This window comes from Paraburkholderia sp. GW821-FHT02A12 (genome assembly GCF_059422005.1).
The window spans coordinates 2,972,990-2,992,728 of sequence record NZ_JBWKWA010000001.1 but is presented as its reverse complement, the minus strand read 5'-3'; the positions used below and the strand labels follow the sequence as shown (position 1 = coordinate 2,992,728).

Annotated in this window: 14 protein-coding genes and 3 pseudogenes; 16 read left to right on the top strand and 1 reads right to left on the bottom strand. The window is 62.8% G+C overall.

Annotation, left to right across the window (positions count from 1 at the left end):
* Positions 1-2 precede the first annotated feature (2 nt).
* The 10 genes and pseudogenes from AC07WT_RS13540 to AC07WT_RS13495 form a co-directional block, all read left to right on the top strand.
* The gene (locus tag AC07WT_RS13540; RefSeq protein WP_494947485.1) at positions 3-2,066 is read left to right on the top strand and encodes an oxidoreductase; all 2,064 of its coding nucleotides are present in this window, start codon (positions 3-5) and stop codon (positions 2,064-2,066) included.
* 2 nt (positions 2,067-2,068) lie between these two features.
* Positions 2,069-3,994: a (Fe-S)-binding protein gene (locus AC07WT_RS13535; RefSeq protein ID WP_492595473.1), complete on the top strand. Its 1,926-nt coding sequence runs from the start codon at positions 2,069-2,071 to the stop codon at positions 3,992-3,994.
* 4 nt (positions 3,995-3,998) lie between these two features.
* The gene (locus tag AC07WT_RS13530; RefSeq protein WP_492595472.1) at positions 3,999-5,171 is read left to right on the top strand and encodes an FAD-binding protein; all 1,173 of its coding nucleotides are present in this window, start codon (positions 3,999-4,001) and stop codon (positions 5,169-5,171) included.
* On the top strand, positions 5,168-5,950 hold the full coding sequence (locus tag AC07WT_RS13525) for an electron transfer flavoprotein subunit beta/FixA family protein (protein WP_492595471.1): 783 nt from the start codon (positions 5,168-5,170) through the stop codon (positions 5,948-5,950). The genes AC07WT_RS13530 and AC07WT_RS13525 overlap by 4 nt, the downstream gene beginning before the upstream one ends.
* Positions 5,951-6,010: 60 nt before the next feature.
* A pseudogene (locus AC07WT_RS13520) lies at positions 6,011-7,263 on the top strand (aromatic ring-hydroxylating oxygenase subunit alpha).
* 15 nt (positions 7,264-7,278) lie between these two features.
* Complete coding sequence (locus AC07WT_RS13515) at positions 7,279-8,424, top strand: FAD-binding oxidoreductase (RefSeq protein WP_492595469.1); 1,146 nt, start codon at positions 7,279-7,281, stop codon at positions 8,422-8,424.
* Positions 8,425-8,550: 126 nt separating this feature from the next.
* Positions 8,551-9,414 carry a glycine betaine ABC transporter substrate-binding protein gene (locus AC07WT_RS13510; protein WP_492595468.1) on the top strand — a complete coding sequence of 288 codons (864 nt, stop codon included), beginning with the start codon at positions 8,551-8,553 and terminating at the stop codon, positions 9,412-9,414.
* A gap of 198 nt (positions 9,415-9,612) precedes the next feature.
* Positions 9,613-10,914: pseudogene (locus AC07WT_RS13505) on the top strand (quaternary amine ABC transporter ATP-binding protein); the annotation flags it as partial.
* Entirely contained in the window at positions 10,907-11,803 is an 897-nt protein-coding gene (choW, locus tag AC07WT_RS13500) for a choline ABC transporter permease subunit (RefSeq protein WP_492595467.1), read from the top strand. The pseudogene AC07WT_RS13505 and the gene choW, both read left to right, overlap by 8 nt.
* 112 nt (positions 11,804-11,915) lie before the next feature.
* A pseudogene (locus tag AC07WT_RS13495) lies at positions 11,916-12,512 on the top strand (AraC family transcriptional regulator); the annotation flags it as partial.
* A 280-nt stretch (positions 12,513-12,792) separates the two neighbouring features.
* Here AC07WT_RS13495 and AC07WT_RS13490 read toward each other — a convergent pair.
* The gene (locus AC07WT_RS13490) at positions 12,793-13,602 is read right to left on the bottom strand and encodes a transporter substrate-binding domain-containing protein (RefSeq protein ID WP_492595466.1); all 810 of its coding nucleotides are present in this window, start codon (positions 13,600-13,602) and stop codon (positions 12,793-12,795) included.
* Between the two features lie 230 nt (positions 13,603-13,832).
* Between AC07WT_RS13490 and AC07WT_RS13485 the strand changes: the two genes are divergently transcribed.
* The 6 genes from AC07WT_RS13485 (at position 13,833) to AC07WT_RS13460 (ending at position 19,190) form a co-directional block, all read left to right on the top strand.
* On the top strand, positions 13,833-14,819 hold the full coding sequence (locus AC07WT_RS13485; RefSeq protein ID WP_494947484.1) for a LysR family transcriptional regulator: 987 nt from the start codon (positions 13,833-13,835) through the stop codon (positions 14,817-14,819).
* Positions 14,809-16,215, top strand: a complete 1,407-nt coding sequence (locus AC07WT_RS13480; protein WP_494947483.1) for an aspartate ammonia-lyase — start codon at positions 14,809-14,811, stop codon at positions 16,213-16,215. Before AC07WT_RS13485 ends, AC07WT_RS13480 begins: the two co-directional genes overlap by 11 nt.
* 94 nt (positions 16,216-16,309) lie before the next feature.
* The gene (locus AC07WT_RS13475; RefSeq protein WP_494947482.1) at positions 16,310-17,050 is read left to right on the top strand and encodes an amino acid ABC transporter permease; all 741 of its coding nucleotides are present in this window, start codon (positions 16,310-16,312) and stop codon (positions 17,048-17,050) included.
* Positions 17,047-17,835 (top strand): amino acid ABC transporter permease, encoded by a 789-nt coding sequence (locus tag AC07WT_RS13470; protein ID WP_494947481.1) that lies wholly within the window; start codon positions 17,047-17,049, stop codon positions 17,833-17,835. The genes AC07WT_RS13475 and AC07WT_RS13470 overlap by 4 nt, the downstream gene beginning before the upstream one ends.
* 43 nt (positions 17,836-17,878) lie before the next feature.
* The gene (locus tag AC07WT_RS13465) at positions 17,879-18,679 is read left to right on the top strand and encodes an amino acid ABC transporter ATP-binding protein (protein ID WP_492595461.1); all 801 of its coding nucleotides are present in this window, start codon (positions 17,879-17,881) and stop codon (positions 18,677-18,679) included.
* Complete coding sequence (locus AC07WT_RS13460) at positions 18,669-19,190, top strand: prolyl-tRNA synthetase associated domain-containing protein (RefSeq protein WP_494947480.1); 522 nt, start codon at positions 18,669-18,671, stop codon at positions 19,188-19,190. Before AC07WT_RS13465 ends, AC07WT_RS13460 begins: the two co-directional genes overlap by 11 nt.
* Positions 19,191-19,739 lie beyond the last annotated feature (549 nt).

The window sequence follows — 19,739 nt, the reverse complement described above, 5'->3', positions numbered from 1 at the left end:
AAATGCGCTATCCCCACCTGTTCAAACCCCTGACGCTGAACCAGCTCACGCTGCGCAACCGTATTGTCAGCACCGCGCACGCCGAGGTGTACGCGGAGCCCGGCGGCCTGCCTGGCGATCGCTATATCCGCTACTACGAGGAGAAGGCGAAGGGCGGCGTGGGCCTTGCCGTGTGCGGCGGGTCGAGCCTGGTCTCGATCGACAGTCCGCAGGGATGGTGGAAATCGGTGAATCTCGCAACCGATCGCATCGTCGAGCCACTCTCCCGGCTGGCCGAAGCGATGCACCGGCACGGCGCGAAGATCATGATCCAGGCGACGCATATGGGACGCCGCTCGGCGTTCCATGGCGAGCACTGGCCGCATCTGATGTCGCCCTCGGGCGTGCGTGAGCCTGTACACCGCGGTAACGCGAAGATCATCGAGGTCGAGGAAGTCCGCCGCATCATCTCCGATTTCGCGGCGGCGGCGAAGCGCGTGAAGGACGCGGGGATGGACGGCATCGAAATCTCGGCCGCCCACCAGCATTTGATCGATCAGTTCTGGAGCCCGCGCACGAACTTTCGCACGGACGAGTGGGGCGGCAGCCTGCAGAACCGCCTGCGCTTCGGGATCGAAGTGCTGACGGCCGTGCGCGAGGCGGTCGGAAAGGATTTCTGCGTCGGCCTGCGCATGTGCGGCGACGAATTCCACGAAGACGGACTCGATCACGAGCAACTGAAAGAGATCGCGCAAGCGATGTCCGAAACGGGGCTCATCGACTATCTCGGCGTGATCGGCTCAGGCGCCGATACGCACAACACGCTCGCCAACTGCATGCCACCGATGGCGCTGCCGCCGGAGCCGTTCGTGCATCTCGCGGCGGGCATCAAGTCGGTGGTGAAGATTCCGGTGATGCATGCGCAGAGCATCCGCGACGCGGGCCAGGCCGAGCGCCTGCTCGCGAGCGGCATGGTCGATCTCGTCGGCATGACGCGCGCCCAGATCGCCGATCCGCACATGGTCATCAAGATCCGCGACGGACGCGAAGACGAAATCAAGCAGTGCGTCGGCGCGAACTATTGCATCGACCGCCAATACAACGGCCTCGACGTGCTGTGCGTGCAAAACGCGGCGACCTCGCGTGAAGCGACAATGCCGCACGTGGTCGAGAAGTCGCGCGGGCCGAAGCGCAAAGTGGTGGTGGTCGGTGCGGGGCCGGCAGGGCTCGAAGCCGCGCGCGTCGCGCGTTTGCGCGGGCACGACGTCGTGCTGTTCGAAAAGCAGAACGAAGTCGGCGGGCAGATCCTCTTGGCCGCGAAAGCGCCGCAGCGCGAGCAGATGGCCGGCATCGTGCGCTGGTTCGACATGGAGACGAAGCGCATCGGCGTCGACCGGCGCCTCGGCGTCGCGGCCGACGAAAAGATGATTCTTGCGGAGAAGCCGGACATCATCGTGCTGGCGACGGGCGGTTCGAGCTTCACGAACCAGGTGCCGGCGTGGGGCGTCGAGGAGGGGCTCGCGGTCAGCTCATGGGACATTCTCGCGGGGCGGGTCGAGCCGAAACAAAACGTGCTCGTCTACGACGGCGTGAGCACGCATGCGGGCGCCGGCGTCGCCGATTTCATCTCGAGCCGCGGCTCGAAAGTCGAGATCGTGACGCCTGACGTCAAGGTGGCCGACGACGTCGGCGGCACCACGTTCCCGATCTTCTATCGCCGCCTGTATGCGCAGGGCGTGATCCATACGCCGAACTACTGGCTCGATAGCGTGTATGAAGAGGACGGCAAGAAGATCGCCGTGCTGCGCAACGAATACACCGAGGAGCAGGAAGAGCGCGCGGTCGATCAGGTCGTGATCGAAAACGGCGTCACGCCCAACGACGCCCTCTATTGGAAGCTCAAGCCCGAGTCCGTGAACCGCGGACAGGTCGACGTGCACAAGCTCTTTGCGGCCGAGCCGCAGCCATCGCTCGCCGAGACGCTGGGCGACGGCCGCTTCCTGCTGTTTCGCGTCGGCGATTGCATTTCGATGCACAACATCCACGGCGCGATCTACGACGCGCTGCGCCTTTGCAAGGACTTTTGATCATGAGCCCGGCGTTGCTCATTACCGCGTTGCTGTGGTTGTCGGTGGCGGGGCTTGCGTTCGCGCTCGCGAAGCGCTCAGCGTATTGGCGTCTCGGGCGCGCCACCGCGCCCGGCTCATTCGGCGTCGCAAACCTGTTCGCGATTCCGAAGCGCTATTTCGTCGATCTGCACCATGTGGTGGCGCGCGATCCGTACATCGCGAAGACACACGTCGCGACCGCCGGCGGCGCGATCGCCGCGTTCGCGCTCGTGTTCGTCAACTACGGGCTGGCGATCTATTCGCCGTGGCTCGACAAGCTGATCTTCCTCGCGGCGCTCGCGATGCTGGTCGGTGCAGTGTTCGTGTGGCGCCGCCGTCATGCGAAGGATGTGCCGACGCGGCTGTCGAAGGGCCCCTGGAATACGCTGCCGTGGCTGCTCGGCTCGTTTGCGCTCGGGCTCCTGCTGTTCATCGTCGTGCCGGCTTCCGCGATGTCGAAGGCGTTCGCGGTGAGCTGCGCGGTACTGATCGGCATCGGCGCCTTCGCGATGACGTTCGGCGCCGCGAAGGGCGGCCCGATGAAACACGCATTGGCCGGCCTGCTGCATCTCGCCTTCCACCCGCGCCAGGAGCGTTTTGCGGCCACGCGCGAATCGTTCACCGGCAACGGCACGGCCACGCCGCCGACGGCGCTGAAGCTGCCCGACATTGAGCACCAGGAATACGGCGTGGCAAAGCCCGTCGAGTTCCGCTGGAACCAGTTGCTGAGTTTCGATGCGTGCGTGCAATGCGGCAAGTGCGAGGCGGCATGCCCGGCGTTCGCGTCCGGTCAGCCGCTCAATCCGAAGAAGCTGATTCAGGATCTCGTTGTCGGGCTGGCGGGCGGCACCGATGCCGCTTATGCGGGCAGCCCGACGCCAGGCATCGCGGAAGGCCAGCATGGCGGCGCGCCGAACGGCCCGATCGTATCGGGTCTGATCGAGGCGCAGACGCTCTGGTCGTGCACGACATGCCGCGCGTGCGTCCAGGAGTGCCCGATGCTGATCGAGCACGTGGATGCGATCGTCGACATGCGCCGCAACCAGACGCTCGTGCACGGCGAAGTGCCGGGCAAGGGCCCGGAGGTGCTCGCCAACCTGCGCGAGACGGGCACAGCGGGCGGCTACGATAAAGCCGCGCGCTACGACTGGTCGGTCGACCTGGACGCGCCGGTCGCGCAGCCGGGCAAGGCGGTCGACGTGCTGATCGTCGCGGGCGAGGGCGCGTTCGACATGCGCTACCAGCGCACGCTGCGCGCGCTCGTCAAAGTGTTGAACCGCGCGGGCGTCGATTACGCGGTGCTTGGCGGCATCGAAACCGATACGGGCGATGTCGCGCGGCGTCTCGGCGACGAAGCCACGTTCCAGCGTATGGCCAAGCAACTGATGAGCACGCTGTCGACGCTGAATTTCAAGCGCATCGTGACCGCCGACCCGCACGTGATGCACAGCCTGCGTAACGAGTACCGTGCGTTGGGCGCACGCTATGACGTGCTGCATCACACGACGTTCCTCGCGGAACTCGCATCGAGCGGCCGCATCGCGCCGAAGGCAGTCGAAGCGCTGCGCGAGAAGCGCACCACCTATCACGATCCGTGTTACCTCGGCCGCTACAACGGCGAGACCGAAGCGCCGCGCAAGCTGCTGAAAACGATCGGCATCCAGGTAGTCGAAATGGAGCGCAACGGCATGCGCGGACGCTGCTGCGGCGGTGGCGGCGGCGCGCCTTTGACCGATATCCCCGGCAAGCAGCGGATTCCCGACATCCGCATCGCCGATGCGCGTGCGATCGGCGCGGAAGTCGTCGCGGTCGGATGCCCGAATTGCACGGCGATGCTCGAGGGCGTCGTGGGGCCGCGCCCCGATGTGCTCGATGTAGCCGAACTCGTCGCCGCCTCGCTGGAGTGAATCGATGAATACGATCAAGAGAATCGATCCGCGCCGGCCGTTCGTCGTCACGCCGGCTGGGCTCAAGCGCATTACGCTGGGCGAAGAAGGCAGTGCCGACGCCAGCGCGGCCCAATGGGCCGGCCATGCGCACGGCGGCGCTCAGCAAGCGAAGCCCGTGCGCGCGCTGCGCGACGTGTCGCGCCGCCATCTCGTCGTCGCGCACAGCGAGCGCGGCGCGCTTGACGACCACGCACGTCAGGCGCTCGCCGCCGCGGCACTGCTTGCCGACGCGCATACCGAAGTCGCGTTGCTGGTGTTCGGTGAACTGAAGGACGACGTGGCGTCGTTGGGTGTCGACAAGCTGATCGAGCTGCCCGGCTTCGACCGGCGCACCTTCGCACCGGAGCGCGAATTGCAGGCATTGCAGACATGTGCCGCGGCGCTGTCGCCGAAGCACGTGTTCGTGCCGGACAACGCGACCGGCGATGGCGATCTCGGCCGCCGTTACGCGGCCGCCGCCGGGGCGAGCGTCGCGACGCACGTCGTCGAGATCGATGCGCACCACGTCGGCGCGTATGCGCAAGCGAAACGCGCGTTCGCGACGCGCGCGCTGCCCGAAGTGATCCTGCTCGCGCAAAACGCGGTCGAGGCGAAGCTGCCCTTCGTCGGCTCGGGCGAGCGTCTGTCGGGCGATTTCGTTCGACCGGCGGATCAAGCCGCGCAGCCCTGCCGCGACCTCGGCCTCGAGGAAATCGACGCCGCGCAGGTCGCGCTCGAGGAAGCAGATTTCATCGTGTCGGCCGGCAACGGCGTAACCGACATCGCGGCGTTCCAGCATTTAGCCGGTGCGTTCGGCGCGGCGATCGGCGCGAGCCGCGTCGCAGTCGACAACGGCCACTTCGCGCGCGACAAGCAGGTCGGCGCGACCGGCAAGACGGTTGAGGCAAGCGTCTACATCGCGTTCGGCATTTCCGGCGCGGTGCAGCACTTGCAGGGCATCAAAGACTGCCGGCACGTGATCGCCGTGAACCTCGACGGCAGCGCGCCGATCGCGAAGCGCGCGAACCTGACGGTGGTCGGCGACGCGCAGGCGACGATTGCCGCGTTGATCGAGCAAGTGCAGGCCGCGCGCGCAGCGCGTGGACAAACGCCGGCCGTGGCCGGCGAACCGAAACTGGCAGGAGTCGCAGCATGAATGCCCCTCGACTGTTGAGACGCATCGCGGTGCTGGTGTCCGTCGGCCGCCATCCGGTCAGCGGCGAATCGCGCTACAGCCGCAACGACGCGATCGCGCTCGAGATCGGCCGCGCGCTGGCCGAGCGCCATCAAGCGCAACTCGACGTGCTCCATGCGGGCGACCCGATCACACCCGCGCTCGCCGAATACCTGGCGCTCGGCGCACGCGAGGTCGAGGTGCTGACCTATCGCGACGGCGACGCCGCGAGCGCGCTCGCGGCGCGCCTGGAGGGCTGCGACCTCGTGCTGACCGGCACGCGCGCTGAGGGCGCGTACGACACCGGCATGCTTCCGTACTGTGTTGCCGCAGCGCTCGGCTATCCGCTTGTCGGCGCGGCCGTCGACGTATCGGTCGACAACGGTCGCGCAACGATCCGGCAGTTTTTGCCGAAGGGATTGCGACGGCGCGTCGACGCGCAGCTGCCGGCCGTCGTCGCCGTGCATCCGCTCGCCAACGCACAGCCGCGCTACGCGTATGCAAGGCTGCGCGCCGGCGCGGTCCGGCCGGTGCGTGTCGTGCCCGGCGCGGACACCGACGCCGGCGCATGGAAGGTGGGACCGATCGAGCGCAAGCCTGTGAAGCTCGCCGCCGCCGAAAAGCGCTCCGGGCATGCCCGGATGCTCTCGGCGACGACAACCGAAAGCCGCGGCGGCAGCGTCGTAATTGACGGAAGTTCGGTCGAAAAAGCACAAGTGATCCTCGCGTATTTGCGCGAGCACCAACTCATCGATTACTGACGTGCCTGCGTTCAGCCAGGCACTCAAGCACAGAGACGTAACGAATCCGGAGCCAACGATATGAAAGTATCGGCAGACATTCGCGCGCTGGTCGATCGGCGCAAAAAGGGTTACAGCCTCGAAGCGCCGTTTTATACGAGCGACGAGATTTTCGCGCTCGACATGGAAGCGATCTTTCGCAAGCACTGGATTCACGTCGCCATCGAGCCGGACGTTCCGGAGCCGGGCGACTACGTGACGGTCGAGCTCGGTCACGATTCGATCCTGATCGTGCGCGACGACGACATGAAGATCCGCGCGTTCCACAACGTCTGCCGCCATCGCGGCGCGCGCCTGTGCAATGAAGACAAGGGTTCGGTCGGCAATATCGTGTGCCCGTACCACAGCTGGACTTACAACCTCACCGGCCAATTGCTGTTTGCGGAGCACATGGCGAGCAGTTCGACCGCTGCAAGCACAGCTTGAAATCGATTCACGTGCAGAACCTCGCGGGCCTGATCTTCGTCTGCCTCGCCGACGAACCGCCTGCCGATTTCGCTGCGATGCGCGCGGCAATGGAACCGTACCTGCTGCCGCATGATCTGCCGAACGCGAAGATCGCGGCGCAGATCGACATCATCGAAAAGGGCAATTGGAAGCTCACGATGGAGAACAATCGCGAGTGCTATCACTGCGTCGCGAACCATCCCGAGCTGACCATCTCGCTCTATGAATATGGCTTCGGCTATCAGCGCTCGCCGGCCAACGCCGAAGGGATGGAAGCGTTTGCACAGACTTGCATCGCGCGGGCGAAAGAATGGGCGGAACTGAACCTCCCGTCGGCCGAGATCGAGCGGCTGCTCGATACGACCGGCTTTCGCACGCAGCGCCTGCCGCTCGACCGTAGCGGCGAGTCGCAGACGCTCGACGCGAAGGTCGCCTCGAAGAAGCTGCTCGGCGAATTCAAGCAAGCCGATCTCGGCGGCCTGTCGTTCTGGACGCAGCCGAACTCGTGGCACCACTTCATGAGCGATCACATCGTGACGTTCTCGGTGATTCCGCTGTCCGCGGGCGAGACGCTCGTGCGCACGAAGTGGCTCGTGCACAAGGATGCGGTCGAAGGCGCCGACTACGACGTCAAGAATCTCACGGCGGTGTGGAACGCGACCAACGATCAAGACCGCACGCTCGTCGAGTATTCGCAGCGCGGCGCGACGAGCAGCGCCTACGAGCCGGGCCCGTATTCGCCGTACACGGAAGGTCTCGTCGAGAAGTTCTGCGACTGGTACACCAGTCGGCTTGCCGAGCAGATCGACGCATCGCAAGAGGCTTGAGGAGCGGAGTTTTACATGATGCGAGAGGCGGCCCAATTGGACGCGGCGGACAGCAGGGTCACCCGGCCTGCGTTCTGGAGCGCACTTCCTGAGCGTTGGACGAGCGACGCCGAGGAGACGCTGGTGTGCTGCCACGTGCGGCAGGAAACACACGACGTGAAGAGCTTCTTCTTCCGGTCGCCCGAAGGACGTGCATTCGTGTTCGAGCCGGGGCAGTTCATCACGCTCGAGCTCGATATCGACGGCGAGACCATCAACCGGTGCTACACGATTTCTTCGTCGCCGGCGCGGCCGCACACGATCTCGATCACGGTGAAGCGCACGCCAGGCGGCAAGGTGTCGAACTGGCTGCACGACAACCTGCAGCCGGGCGCGCCGATCCGCGTGCTGGGCCCGGCGGGCGAATTCACCTGCGCGCGGCATCCGGCGCGCAAGTATCTGTTTCTTTCGGCGGGTTCGGGCGTCACGCCGCTGATGTCGATGAGCCGCGCGCACCACGATCTCGCCGAGGACCGCGACATCGTGTTCGTGCACAGCGCACGAACCCCCGACGACATCATCTTTGCGCGCGAGCTCGACCTGATCGCCTCGAACCACACGCGCTTTCGCACGTCGTTCGTTTGTGAACGGGCAGGGGCGCGTACGAATTGGCCTGGAATCACAGGGTTTTTGACGCTGCCGCTCCTGAAGCTGATCGCGCCGGATTTCATGGAACGCGAAGTCTTCACATGCGGACCGGCGCCGTACATGAAGGCGGTGCGCGACCTGCTCGACGAGGCCGGCTTCGATCGCAAGCAGTATCACGAAGAGAGCTTTTCGTTCGAGCAGCTCGCGCAGACCGAGAGCGACGAGCCGGCTGCCGAAGTCGCGCCCGCGATGAACGGCGGCGCCGAGACGAAGCAGTTCGCGGTCAGCTTCGCGAAGAGCCGCCGCGAGATCGTCTGCGGCTCGGAGCAGCACGTGCTCGACGCCGCAAAGCAAGCCGGCGTGCGCCTGCCCGCGTCGTGCACACAGGGCATGTGCGGCACCTGCAAGGTGAAGCTCGTGTCGGGCCAGGTCGAGATGAAGCACAACGGCGGCATTCGTCAGCGCGAAATCGATCAGGGAATGGTGCTGCTCTGCTGCAGCAAGCCGCTCACTGATCTCGTCGTCGATAAATAACCAGGACGTCGCTGCAGGAAGTCGCTGCAGGACAAACGTGTGTCGCATAACAACGATACCGCCGATTTACGGCGGAAGACCCTAGTGAGGCAACGGGGCGCCTGCCCTATTCAGAGGAGATTGAGCATGAAGCTTTGGGGAAAACTGTTGTGTGCCGGCGCGTTGTCGGCGATGGTGGCGTTGAGCGCGCCGGCGTTCGCCGACGGCAAGCCGACGCTGAAGATCGGCTACGTCGAAGGCTGGGACGATAGCGTCGCGACGTCGAACGTCGCCGCGCGCGTCATCGAAGAGAAGCTCGGCTACCAGGTGCAACTCGTGCCGGTCGCCGCGGGCATCATGTGGCAGGGCGTGGCGCGTGGCGACCTCGACGCGACGCTCTCCGCGTGGCTGCCGGTCACGCACGCCGCGTACTACGAGCAGTTCAAGTCGAAGGTGGAAGACGTGGGCGTGAACTTCCCGGATGCGAAGATCGGCCTGATCGTTCCGGCGGACCTGCCGGAGAACAGCATTCCCGATCTGGCGGGTCATAAGGCGGACTTCGGCGGCCGCATCGTCGGCATCGATGCGGGGGCCGGTGTGATGAAGAAAACGGATGAGGCGATCAAGGCCTACAACCTCGACTATCAGTTGATGCCGAGCTCGGGCAGCGCGATGACCTCGGAATTGGCGCGCGAAATGCACGCCAACAAGCCGATTATCGTGACCGGCTGGGCGCCGCACTGGATGTTCGCGAAGTGGAAGCTGAAGTTCCTCGACGATCCGAAGAAGGTCTTCGGCGGTGCTGAGCACGTGGATAGCGTGGTCAACCCGGCTCTCGACAAGAAGGCGCCGCCCGTCGTGGCGTTCCTGAAGAAATTTCAGTGGAAGCCGGGCGAAATCGATAGCGTGATGCTGGCGATCCAGAACGGCGCGAAACCGGAGGCCGCCGCCGACAAGTGGATCGCCGACCACCCTGACCGCGTCAGTGCCTGGGTCGCAGGCGCGCAGTGACAGGATCGCCCTGCGGCGAGATCCCTGTCCATCGGAAGGCGCGCCGGACAGGGCGTTGAACCGAGTGCTCAGGGCCGTTGGACCGGCTAAGGAGGCCCTATTGACGCCAGTCGATTGGGCCTTTTTCTTGTGCGCAGACACTTCTGTGTCGAGAACCCACCCCGCTCTTTAGCGAGTTCCTCCAGCCGCTCCCGGATGACGTGTCGCAAGAGCGCAAGCGCTAGTCGCAAAACTTCGAAAGGCCATTGTTTTTTTGGGCAACTATGTAGGCATCGGAGTGAGGCGCACGAATTTCAGATAGATGAGGAGATGGTCTCGATGCAACCCCCCAAGGTCGTAGTCGAAGGTCTTTGCAAGGTATTTGGAAACAACCCGAAGCAGGCCCTCGACATGCTCGCCGCCGGAGCGACGAAGGATGAAGTACTCAAGCGCACCGGCCAGGTCGTCGGCGTGCACAATGTGTCGTTCGATGTGCAGGAAGGCGAGATCTTCGTGCTGATGGGCCTCTCGGGCTCCGGCAAGTCCACGCTGATCCGGCTCGTGAACCGGCTGGTCGACCCGAGCGCCGGCAAGGTGCTGATCGACGGCCGCGATGTCGCCACCGCCCGCCGCTCGGAACTCACCGCGCTGCGCCGCAAGGACATGAGCATGGTGTTCCAGTCGTTCGCGCTCATGCCGCATCGCACCGTGCTGTCGAACGCCGCATTCGGCCTCGAGGTGGCGGGCATGGGCAAGAAGGAGCGCGAGCGCCGCGCGATGGACGTGCTCGAGCAGGTGGGCCTCGCGCCGTTTTCGCAGAAGCTGCCGCGCGAGCTGTCGGGCGGGATGCAGCAGCGCGTCGGCCTCGCTCGCGCGCTCGCGGTGAACCCGTCGCTGATGATCATGGACGAGGCGTTTTCCGCGCTCGATCCCCTGAAGCGCAAGGAAATGCAGAACGTGCTGCTGCAGCTGCAAAAGGAGCATCGCCGCACGATCATGTTCGTGTCGCACGATCTCGAAGAAGCGCTGCGCATCGGCAACCGGATCGGGATCATGGAAGGCGGCCGCCTCGTTCAGGTCGGCACGCCGCAGCAGATCATCGCGAACCCGGCCGACGAATACGTGCGCGCGTTTTTCCATGGCATCGATACGAGCCGCTATCTGACGGCGGGCGATCTGATGCAAACGGGCGCCGTGCCGCTCGTGTCGGAAGCCGACGCCACGAACGTCGCGGCGGCGCTCAACGGCAGCGCCGGATGCGCGTTCGTGCTCGACGCGCAACGCAAGATCCGCGGCTTCGTCACGCGAGATGCGCTGGGCAACGGCGCGGGCAATGCCGCGCCGGCTTTGCGGCCGGTCGAAAGCATCCGGCGCGACGCGTCGCTCGAACATGTCGTCGCGCGCGTGGTCGCGAGTCCGAATGCGCTGCCCGTCGTCGACGACCAGGGCTGCTACTGCGGCTCGGTCGATCGCGCGCTCATCCTGAAGGCCATCACGCGTTCGCGAGGTTCCCATGTCTGAAATGATCCCCCTCGGTAGTTGGGTCGACCAATCCGTTCACTACTTGCTCGACCACGATGCGAAGACGTTCGATGCCATCGGCCACGCAATCGAGACGCTTGCCGCGCTCGTCGAGCATGGCCTCCAGGCCGTGCCGATGTGGGCGATGATGGCGTTCTTCATCGGTATCGGTCTGTGGCGCGTGGGCTGGCGCTTTGCGATTTTCACGACGCTGGCGCTCTTCTTGATCTATGCCACGGGCTTCTGGGACCAAACGGTCGTCACCCTGGGCCTCACGCTGTCGTCGACGATCATCAGCCTCGTGCTCGGCATCCCGCTCGGCATCACGACCGCCAAGAGCAAATGGGTCGCCGCGGTCGTGCGCCCGATCCTCGACCTGATGCAGACGATGCCGGCGTTCGTCTACCTGATCCCGGCAGCGATGCTGTTCGGTCTCGGCCGCGTGCCGGGGATTCTGTCGACGGTGATCTTCGCGATGCCGCCCGCGGTGCGCCTGACGAGCCTCGGCATTCGCCACGTCAACATCGAGATCGTCGAGGCGGGGCATGCGTTCGGCTGCAATCCGCTGCAACTGCTGTACAAGGTGCAGTTCCCCAGCGCGCTGCCTTCGATCATGCAGGGCGTGAACCAGACGATCATGATGGCGCTGTCGATGGTGATCATCGCGTCGATGGTGGGCGCGGGCGGCCTCGGCAACGACGTGCTCGCGAGCATCCAGCGTCTCGACATCGGGCTCGGCTTCGAAAGCGGCTTGTCGGTGGTGCTGCTCGCCATCATCCTCGATCGCATCACCGAAAGCTTCGGCCGCGCGCCGGGCGCCGCGAAAGCGCCGCTGTTCTCAGGCCTCAAGGCGTTGTTCCGCGCCAAGCCTACCGCTGTGGGTACCTGATTCAGCGAGGGCTGCGCCGGGCGCCCGTTGCGGCGCCCGGCAGCCGAGTGCCGGCTTTCCCCACCTTCGCCGCGGAGCCGGTATAGCACGACCCGTTCTTCAGGAGGTTGCTGTGATTTCCGTTGCCGCTGAACCTGTCGACTGCGCATCTACGGCCACGTCTCTCGCGCACTTCGGTTTTCTGACGTTGCCGAATTTCTCGATGATCGCGTTTTCGAGTGCGGTGGAAGTATTGCGCATGGCGAACTACGTCGGACGCGCCGATCACTACTGGTGGTCGATCTATTCGCTCGACGGCGCACCGGTCCACGCAAGCAACGGGATTGCGGTGTGGCCGACCCAAACGCTCGATTCGGGAGCGATGCCGGATGTGATGATCGTCTGCGGCGGGGTCGGCATTCGCGAGGTCGTCGACGAAAAAAACGCGCGCGCGAAACTTGCCATGCCGGCGAAGCGCGGACTGCCCCTCGGGGGGATCTGCACGGGCGCGTATGCGCTGATGTCGAGCGGACTGCTCGACGGCTACCGCTGCGTCGTCCACTGGGAAAATCTGTCGGCGCTGCACGACGAGTTTCCGCAGGTGTATTTCTCCGACGAACTGTTCGTTGTCGATCGCGACCGCCTCACATGCACAGGCGGCACCGCGCCACTTGATCTGATGCTGCATCTGGTCGGTGCGCGATTCGGCCAGCAACTCGCCACGCAGGTAGGGGCGCCAGTTCTATCGTTGAACCGAAGTCGTTTCCTCATTCACTGCAGCGCGGAATCTAGCAGTTCTTAGGACTCTCAAAGAGCTGCTAGTGTGTTTCGGTCATCGGTGTACTCACCAGCGTACTCAACGGAGGCTGGCTTTCTCTGGTTGTTGCGGAAACGCTACACCGGTAGACGGGACTTTTCGGAGCGGTACCCGTGATGATCGCCAACCACGCCTTTCGAACCCAACGGCGCGCCCGGCCGACGCGCCTCCGCTCGATCAATCGCGATACCCCTTACATCGGCTTCTTATGCTCGGCCTGAAGCCATCCCGAGGCCGGCAGGCCCCACTTCTTTTCCAAGTCGATCAGCTCGCCGCTCTTGTGCCAAGAGGCGACTGTGCTCGACAAGAACTTGGTCAACGGCGTGTCCGCGTTGTCCTTCGCCACCGCCAGGCCCCACGGCTGCACGTCGTCTGGCGGCAGTGGCGCATCGAAATCCTTCAGCTTGCTGTCGTTCAGTAACTGCCCGGTCACCGTGCTGTCTTCGACGAACCCGACGCAAGAGTTGTTCATCAACGCATTGATTGCTTGCGTGAGGTCCGCGAAGGCGGCGATGTTTACGCCGTACTTCTCGCTGACGGCTCGGTTGTAGTAGGTGCCTTGCACGCCGCACACCGTCTTGCCGCGAAGATCGGTCCAATTCTTGAAGTTCGAGCCCTTACGTGCGATGAAGCCGGTACCGCCGGCGTAGTAGAACGGCTGGATGAAGTCGACGACGTTCGCCCGCTCCTGGTTGTACGTCAGGCTCGCCAGAATGACGTCGATGCGTCCCTGCTGCAGAAACTGAATCCGGTTCGCCGGCTGCACCGGGACCATTTCGACCTTTACCCCCAGCCGCTTGCCGATATCGCGCGCCAAGTCAGGCTCGATCCCGACGATCTGACCGCTCTGATCGCGCATGCCGAACGGCTTGTAGTCCGTGTTCACGCCGATCTTGATGACGCCCGCGCTCTTGATCTGACTCAACGCATCCGCACCCGCATGCGCCTGCATGCTGAAAGCCGCCACGCACAGCGACAGGGCAATTCCAAACAGCGATTTCACGATGGACTCCTCCAGGATTCAGGCTAACGCCGGTTTTGTGTGACTCTCGATCGGACCGCCACAAAGGCGTCCGAGCGATTCCAGCCTACGCAGCCAAATGTCGATTTTCAAATGATCGGGGCGTGCTATTAGGAAAACTGGGGGACAGAATTAGCGTTGCTGATAGTGTCGACCTATCATTTGATCGTCTACTGAGTCGCGCTTAAAGTCCAACCAAGAGAGGGAACATCGTGCTCGCCTTCAAGAATTTGGATATGCAAACCCTTCAGATCTTCGTGACCACGGCTGAGGAACGAAACATGTCGAACGCCGCGAAGCGGCTCGGCCTGACTCAGTCCGCAGTGTCGCAAAGCATCCGGCAACTTGAAGACCAGTTCGGGGTGGTGCTGTTCAATCGCGAGCGGCGCCCGCTGACCCTCACGGCGGCCGGCTTGGCGTTACGCAATCGCGGCATGGCGCTCCTGGAGGATTTGAATCGTTTGAAGGCGCATGTCATCGATGCGAGCAAAGGCATCAAACCCGATGTGCGCGTCGGCCTCGTCGATTCCTTTGCCGGGACATGCGGGCCCGCGTTCATCAAAGCGATGTTAAATGAGTCCACCACGCTTTCGATTCGCACGGGACTCTCGCCATATCACAGCGAGGGGCTCGTCGGGCGCGATCTCGATCTCGTCATCTCGACGGATCCATTGGAGGACCTTGACGGCATCGAGCGTCGGCGGCTGCTGTCCGAACCCTTCGTGGTGATCACACCCAAGCAGCAATCGGGCGCCGTACATACGCCTGCGGATTTGCGCGCGCTGGGGGAGGCATTGCCGATCGTCCGCTTCAATCGGCAGTCGCACATCGGGGCACAAATCGAACGTTACCTACGGCGTATCGATGTCCGGATTGCTCGCCGCCTTGAAGTCGATACGGCCGACACACTGACATCGATGGTCGCCGGCGACATCGGCTGGGCGATCACGACACCCATGTGCCTGTTGCAAGCCGGGGAGTACGCAAGAAAAGTGAAGTTGCATTTCCTGAGTGCATCGACCTCCGGCCGCTCGCTTTATCTCGTCGCACGCCGCGATGAATACAATCATTTATTCAACGACGTCTATGCGATCGCTCACTCGATCGTGTCGACGTCGCTATTGCAACGGCTTGCACAAATCCATGCCGACCTTCCCAAACTGATCGACATCGAAACGGAGACTGAACATGAGCGGTAGCACAGAGGCTTTGACACGAACGGAAAGCGACTATTGGGGCGATGTCAGCATCCCGAACCATGAGCTGTATGGCGTGAATTCCGTGCGAGGCGTGGAGAATTTGCGCGTGTCGAAGCGGACGATCGCAGACGTGCCCGAGTTCGTCAGGGCGTTCGCACGATGCAAATGGGCCGCCGCGCTGGCGAATCGAGATCTGGGTGTCTTGACGGAGGAGCAGTGCCAGGCAATCGTCGGGGCATGTCGCGAGATCGTCGATGGGCTGCACGCCAGCTCGTTCGTGGTGGATCTGCTCGAAGGGTCAGGCGGCACGTCGACCAACATGAATTTCAATGAAGTGATTGCCAATCGTGCGCAACAGTTGCTCGGCGGCGTGCCTGGCCGCTACGACTTCGTGCATCCGAACAATCACGTTAACCGCTCACAATCGACGAACGACGTCTATCCGGCCGCGATGAAGATGGCGGTCTACGAACTGATCGTGCCGCTCGCAGCCGAGTTGTCGCAACTCGCTCAGGCGTTTGAATCCAATGCCATCGAGTTCGGCGACGTGCTGCATCTGGGCCGAACGTGTCTGCAGGATGCGCAGCCGATGCGATTGGGTCAGGTGTTCGGCGGCTATGCCGCGCTGACGAAGCGACTCGCCAATGAGTTGCTAGCTGCTCGCGAAAACCTGCTCGCTTTGCCGCTCGGCGGTACCGCCATCGGTACGGGGTTTGGCTCGCCGGCAGGCTACCGGCGCGCGGCACTTGCTCACCTGGTTTCTCTGACTGGCATTGCCTACCGTGCGCCGGACGACGCGTTCGATGCGATGCAAAACCTCGATGTGTTCTCGCGCATTTCCGCCGAACTGCGGGTGTGCGGCACGTCGCTCGGAAAAATCGCTTCGGACTTGATTCTGCTCTCGTCGGGCCCTGTTGGCGGACTCGCGGAGCTCACGTTGCCGGCGGTGCAGGCGGGTTCGTCGATCATGCCCGGCAAGGTCAATCCCGTGGTGCCGATGTCGATCGTGCAGTTGGGGTTCGCGGTCGTCGGCAACGATAACTGCGTCGCCCAAGCCGTCCAATGCGGTCAGTTGGAGATCAATCACTTCGAGCCAGTGGTGGCCGATCGGTTATTCGAATCGTTGGGGTTGCTGACGAACGGTGTTCGTCTATTCCGCGAGAAGTGCGTGCAAGGCATTCGGGCAAACGTCGAAGTCAACGAGCGGCACGTGTTCGAATCGATGGCCGTGGCCACGGCGCTCGTGCCAACGCTCGGATACGCGAAGGTCAGCGAATTGGCCAGGCAGTCCGTGCAGGAAGGGCAGCCGCTGATCAAGATCCTCGAGGAGAGCGGCGTACTGAGCGCGACCGAGGCTCGCCGTCATATCGAGGAATCGACGCGTCCTACGTTTTGAGGTTTCGTAAAACTAGTAGCGGTGGAGACCGGGGGCAGCGCTCCGATGGAGATGATACAAGCCAGTGGGCGATGCCTTGGAGAGGAGCAAATAGATGATCAATACCGCTGGATTATTTCAGTGGTTGAACGCGCACTACGGCGTCAACTTCTCGGTGTTCTACGACGCATTCGAATGGCATACCTTCGTGCGTGGCATCGCGATGACGTTCGTGCTGTCGGCCGCATCGATCGCGGGGAGCGTCGTGTTGGGCGCGATCGGTGCGTTTTTCCAGCGCTCGCATTCACGAGGGCTGCGCCTGTGCGCGCACGCCTATGTGTGGATATTCCGGAACACGCCACCGCTCGTGCAGCTGTACTTCTTTTACTTCGCACTGAGTCCCTTTCTGACTCATCTGGCCGGCGCTCCCACGCCGCTGCTCGGGAATATCGGATGGGCCGTTGTCTCGCTGATCCTGTTTGCGGGAGCATTCAACGTCGAAATCTTCCGCTCCGGAATCGAGGCAGTACCGCATTCGATGTTGGAGGCTGCGTCCTCACTCGGAATGAGCCATCTGCAAACCTTTCGCAAAGTCGTGATGCCGCTAGCGCTGCGAATCAGCTTGCCGGCGTTGAGCAATAACTTGATCAATCTGATCAAGACAACAACCAACGCATACGCCATCGCGGTACCGGAGCTGCTGTATGTGTCGTCGCAGATCTGGGCTCAAGACCTGAACACACTCGAGATGATGATCGTTTTGCTGGTGTTCTATCTGGGCGTCATCGGTCTCTTCGTGATGCTGATGAATAGGTTGGAAAAGTCGATTGCCGTACCGGGCTGGGGGAAACAATGAGTACGCGTCATTCCATTTGGTCGTCGCCGTCGTTGTTGGTTGGCGCTGCCGCCTTGCTCGCTCTGGCTTGCCCGGCGGTGGCGAGCGCGCAAACTACTGCCGCCGGCGCGGACGGTGCCCACTGGACGACATTGATTCCATGGCTTCCCGTTCTTCTCAAAGGTTTTGCGTTCGACGTATTGATCAGCTTCGTAGCGATGGCGATTGGAACGGTTTTGGGCACGGCTGCCGGCATTGGCCAGATATCGCACCATAGAGGCGTGCGGGTGGCGAGCCGGTGGATTACCCAATTCTTCCGCAACGCGCCATGGCTCGTCATCTTGTTCTTCTGCATTTACCTGATGCCGTATCAGATCAACGTGCTGGGTTTGTCGGTGCCGTTTCCTGCCTGGGTCAAGGGCATCGTGGGGCTTTCTTTTCCGGTAATGGGCAACGTGTCCGAAGTGGTTCGCGGCGGCATTCAGTCTTTGCCTACCGCGCAATGGGAGGCCGCGGCCGCGCTCGGCCTCACGCGCGGGCAAACGCTCAAGCTCTGCATCTTGCCGCAAGCGGTCAAGCGCATGGCCGCGCCTTGGATGAACACATACGCAATCTTGATGATGTCGACGCCGCTGGTCTCGATAGTAGGTGTCGACGAGAGCGTCAGCATCGCGAGCTCAGTGCTGTCGGCGCTCGCCAATCCCGCGCTGATGATGCCCGTATACGGTCTCATTCTCGTGCTTTTCTTTGCTTACTGCGCCCCGATTGCGATGCTCACGAAGCAGCTTGAGCGGTGCTATCGATAAGCCGACGAGCGCCAACGAATACAGGAAGAATGTGGAGAGACATATGACGGCCACTCAGCGAATTGAACTGGCGCCATCGAGCGCACGTCCGCCTTTAGCGTCGGCGGCGGAGCCCATCGTGTCGGTGCGCGATGTAAAGAAGGCCTTTGGGACGCATCAAGTGTTGCGCGGCGTGTCCCTCGAAGTGGAAAAGGGGACCGCGGCGGCTTTGATCGGTCCATCCGGATCGGGCAAATCGACGCTCTTGCGCTGTATCAACGGCCTCGTCGACATCGACGATGGTGAAGTCTATGCTGCGGGCCATGCGGTTCACACCCTGCGCAACGACAAGGATCGCATCGCGCTGCGCAAGGACGTGTCGATGGTGTTTCAGCAATACAACCTTTTCCCCCATATGACAGTGCTGGAAAACGTGATGCTTGCGCCGATCAACGTGTTGCGTCAGTCGAAAGAAGAAGTCGAAGCGCGCGCGGTTGAACTGCTTGCCAAGGTCCGTTTGTCCGGCAAAGAGAAGTCTTTTCCCGGGCAGTTGTCAGGAGGGCAGCAGCAGCGTGTTGCCATCGCGCGCTCGTTGGCGATGCGCCCCGGCGTCATGCTCTTCGACGAAGTGACTGCAGCACTCGACCCTGAGACAGTGAAGGAAGTGTTGAACACGATAAGGGACCTCGTGTCGGAGGGCATGACCAGCATCCTGGTGACACACGAGATGCGCTTCGCGCGCGAGGTTGCGCATCAGGTATTTTTCACGGATAAAGGGCTGATCGTGGAATCCGGATCGCCGAAGGAATTCTTCGATGCTCCCCGGGATCCGCGAACGCGGGAGTTTCTCAGCCATGTCCTATAGCGAACAAAAACAGCTTGCAGGCAGGCACGAGTTGCTAGCGTATCTCGATAAGAACGCGATTGCTTACGAGGAAACACCTCATGCCGTCGTGACTTCGATGCAGGAGTCCGCTCGGCTAGGCCTTGACATCGAGGGGGCGCGCTGTAAGAACCTCCTGATGCAGGACAAGAAGAAGCTGCGTTTACTGTTGGTCGTCGCGCAAGCGGATCACCAAGTCGATGCGGCATCGCTAGGACGCAGGCTAGGGTGTGGGCGGCTTTCGTTGTGCTCAGCGGATGTCCTGCGCGACCGTTTGGGCGTCGTGCCGGGTGCGTTGTCGCCGCTCGCTCTGATCAATGATAAGGAAAGGGCAGTGGAACTCGTGATCGACGAGAGTCTGCGCGAAATGTCCCGGCTGCTATTTCATCCGCTCGTGAACACGTCAACCATTGCCCTGGCACGCGACGGTTGGGATGGCTTCTTGAGCGCAATAGGATGCGAGCCGACGTATGTCGCGGTTGGAGCGATTTGAGGCAAGCATGCGGCCGGTTGCAAGGTGGCGGTTTTACGCAGAGTCGCCAGTTGGGGCACAGGAGGCTGGATGCTCCGTTGGGCGACCGTGCCACCCGGACACGACTGCTGTTTGGCTTGTAAGCGCGATTTTAGTAAGCGTGTCCTCGGTCTCTTCGGTCGCGCGGCACGTCGGACTCAGCAACATGATCGGGCGGCCTAGCCGCACGAGGATCAGGCTCGCCGCTGGCGTGACTAATATGCGTTCGACGCCCCATAGGCCAACTCGACTCTTCTCCTTGAGCTATGCGACCAATACAGAGGTTCGCAGCGGTACTCGCCAGTGATGACGACGGCGCGGGCCCAGTGTCGCGTCTCGACGGCCCACCTCGGCCGTTAGACGCTCAGTTGGTTGAACGTCTTTTGATGAAGTGCAACGATCAATCGCACGTGTTCCTCGCCGACACGTCATCGGCCATCGCCGATGTTAGGCGGCTGTCGTCCAACTCGATGGCTGCTCCACCTCAGAAGCCGCCATCGGGATTGCTCGGGGCCAACGGCAGGAGAGGGT

Excerpts from the sequence above, each read along its gene's own strand:
- AC07WT_RS13540 (WP_494947485.1), top strand. The coding sequence starts at position 3 with ATGCGCTATCCCCACCTGTTCAAACCCCTGACGCTGAACCAGCTCACG.
- AC07WT_RS13535 (WP_492595473.1), top strand. The coding sequence starts at position 2,069 with ATGAGCCCGGCGTTGCTCATTACCGCGTTGCTGTGGTTGTCGGTGGCG.
- AC07WT_RS13530 (WP_492595472.1), top strand. The coding sequence starts at position 3,999 with ATGAATACGATCAAGAGAATCGATCCGCGCCGGCCGTTCGTCGTCACG.
- AC07WT_RS13525 (WP_492595471.1), top strand. The coding sequence starts at position 5,168 with ATGAATGCCCCTCGACTGTTGAGACGCATCGCGGTGCTGGTGTCCGTC.
- AC07WT_RS13515 (WP_492595469.1), top strand. The coding sequence starts at position 7,279 with ATGATGCGAGAGGCGGCCCAATTGGACGCGGCGGACAGCAGGGTCACC.
- AC07WT_RS13510 (WP_492595468.1), top strand. The coding sequence starts at position 8,551 with ATGAAGCTTTGGGGAAAACTGTTGTGTGCCGGCGCGTTGTCGGCGATG.
- choW (WP_492595467.1), top strand. The coding sequence starts at position 10,907 with ATGTCTGAAATGATCCCCCTCGGTAGTTGGGTCGACCAATCCGTTCAC.
- AC07WT_RS13480 (WP_494947483.1), top strand. The coding sequence starts at position 14,809 with ATGAGCGGTAGCACAGAGGCTTTGACACGAACGGAAAGCGACTATTGG.
- AC07WT_RS13475 (WP_494947482.1), top strand. The coding sequence starts at position 16,310 with ATGATCAATACCGCTGGATTATTTCAGTGGTTGAACGCGCACTACGGC.
- AC07WT_RS13470 (WP_494947481.1), top strand. The coding sequence starts at position 17,047 with ATGAGTACGCGTCATTCCATTTGGTCGTCGCCGTCGTTGTTGGTTGGC.
- AC07WT_RS13465 (WP_492595461.1), top strand. The coding sequence starts at position 17,879 with ATGACGGCCACTCAGCGAATTGAACTGGCGCCATCGAGCGCACGTCCG.
- AC07WT_RS13460 (WP_494947480.1), top strand. The coding sequence starts at position 18,669 with ATGTCCTATAGCGAACAAAAACAGCTTGCAGGCAGGCACGAGTTGCTA.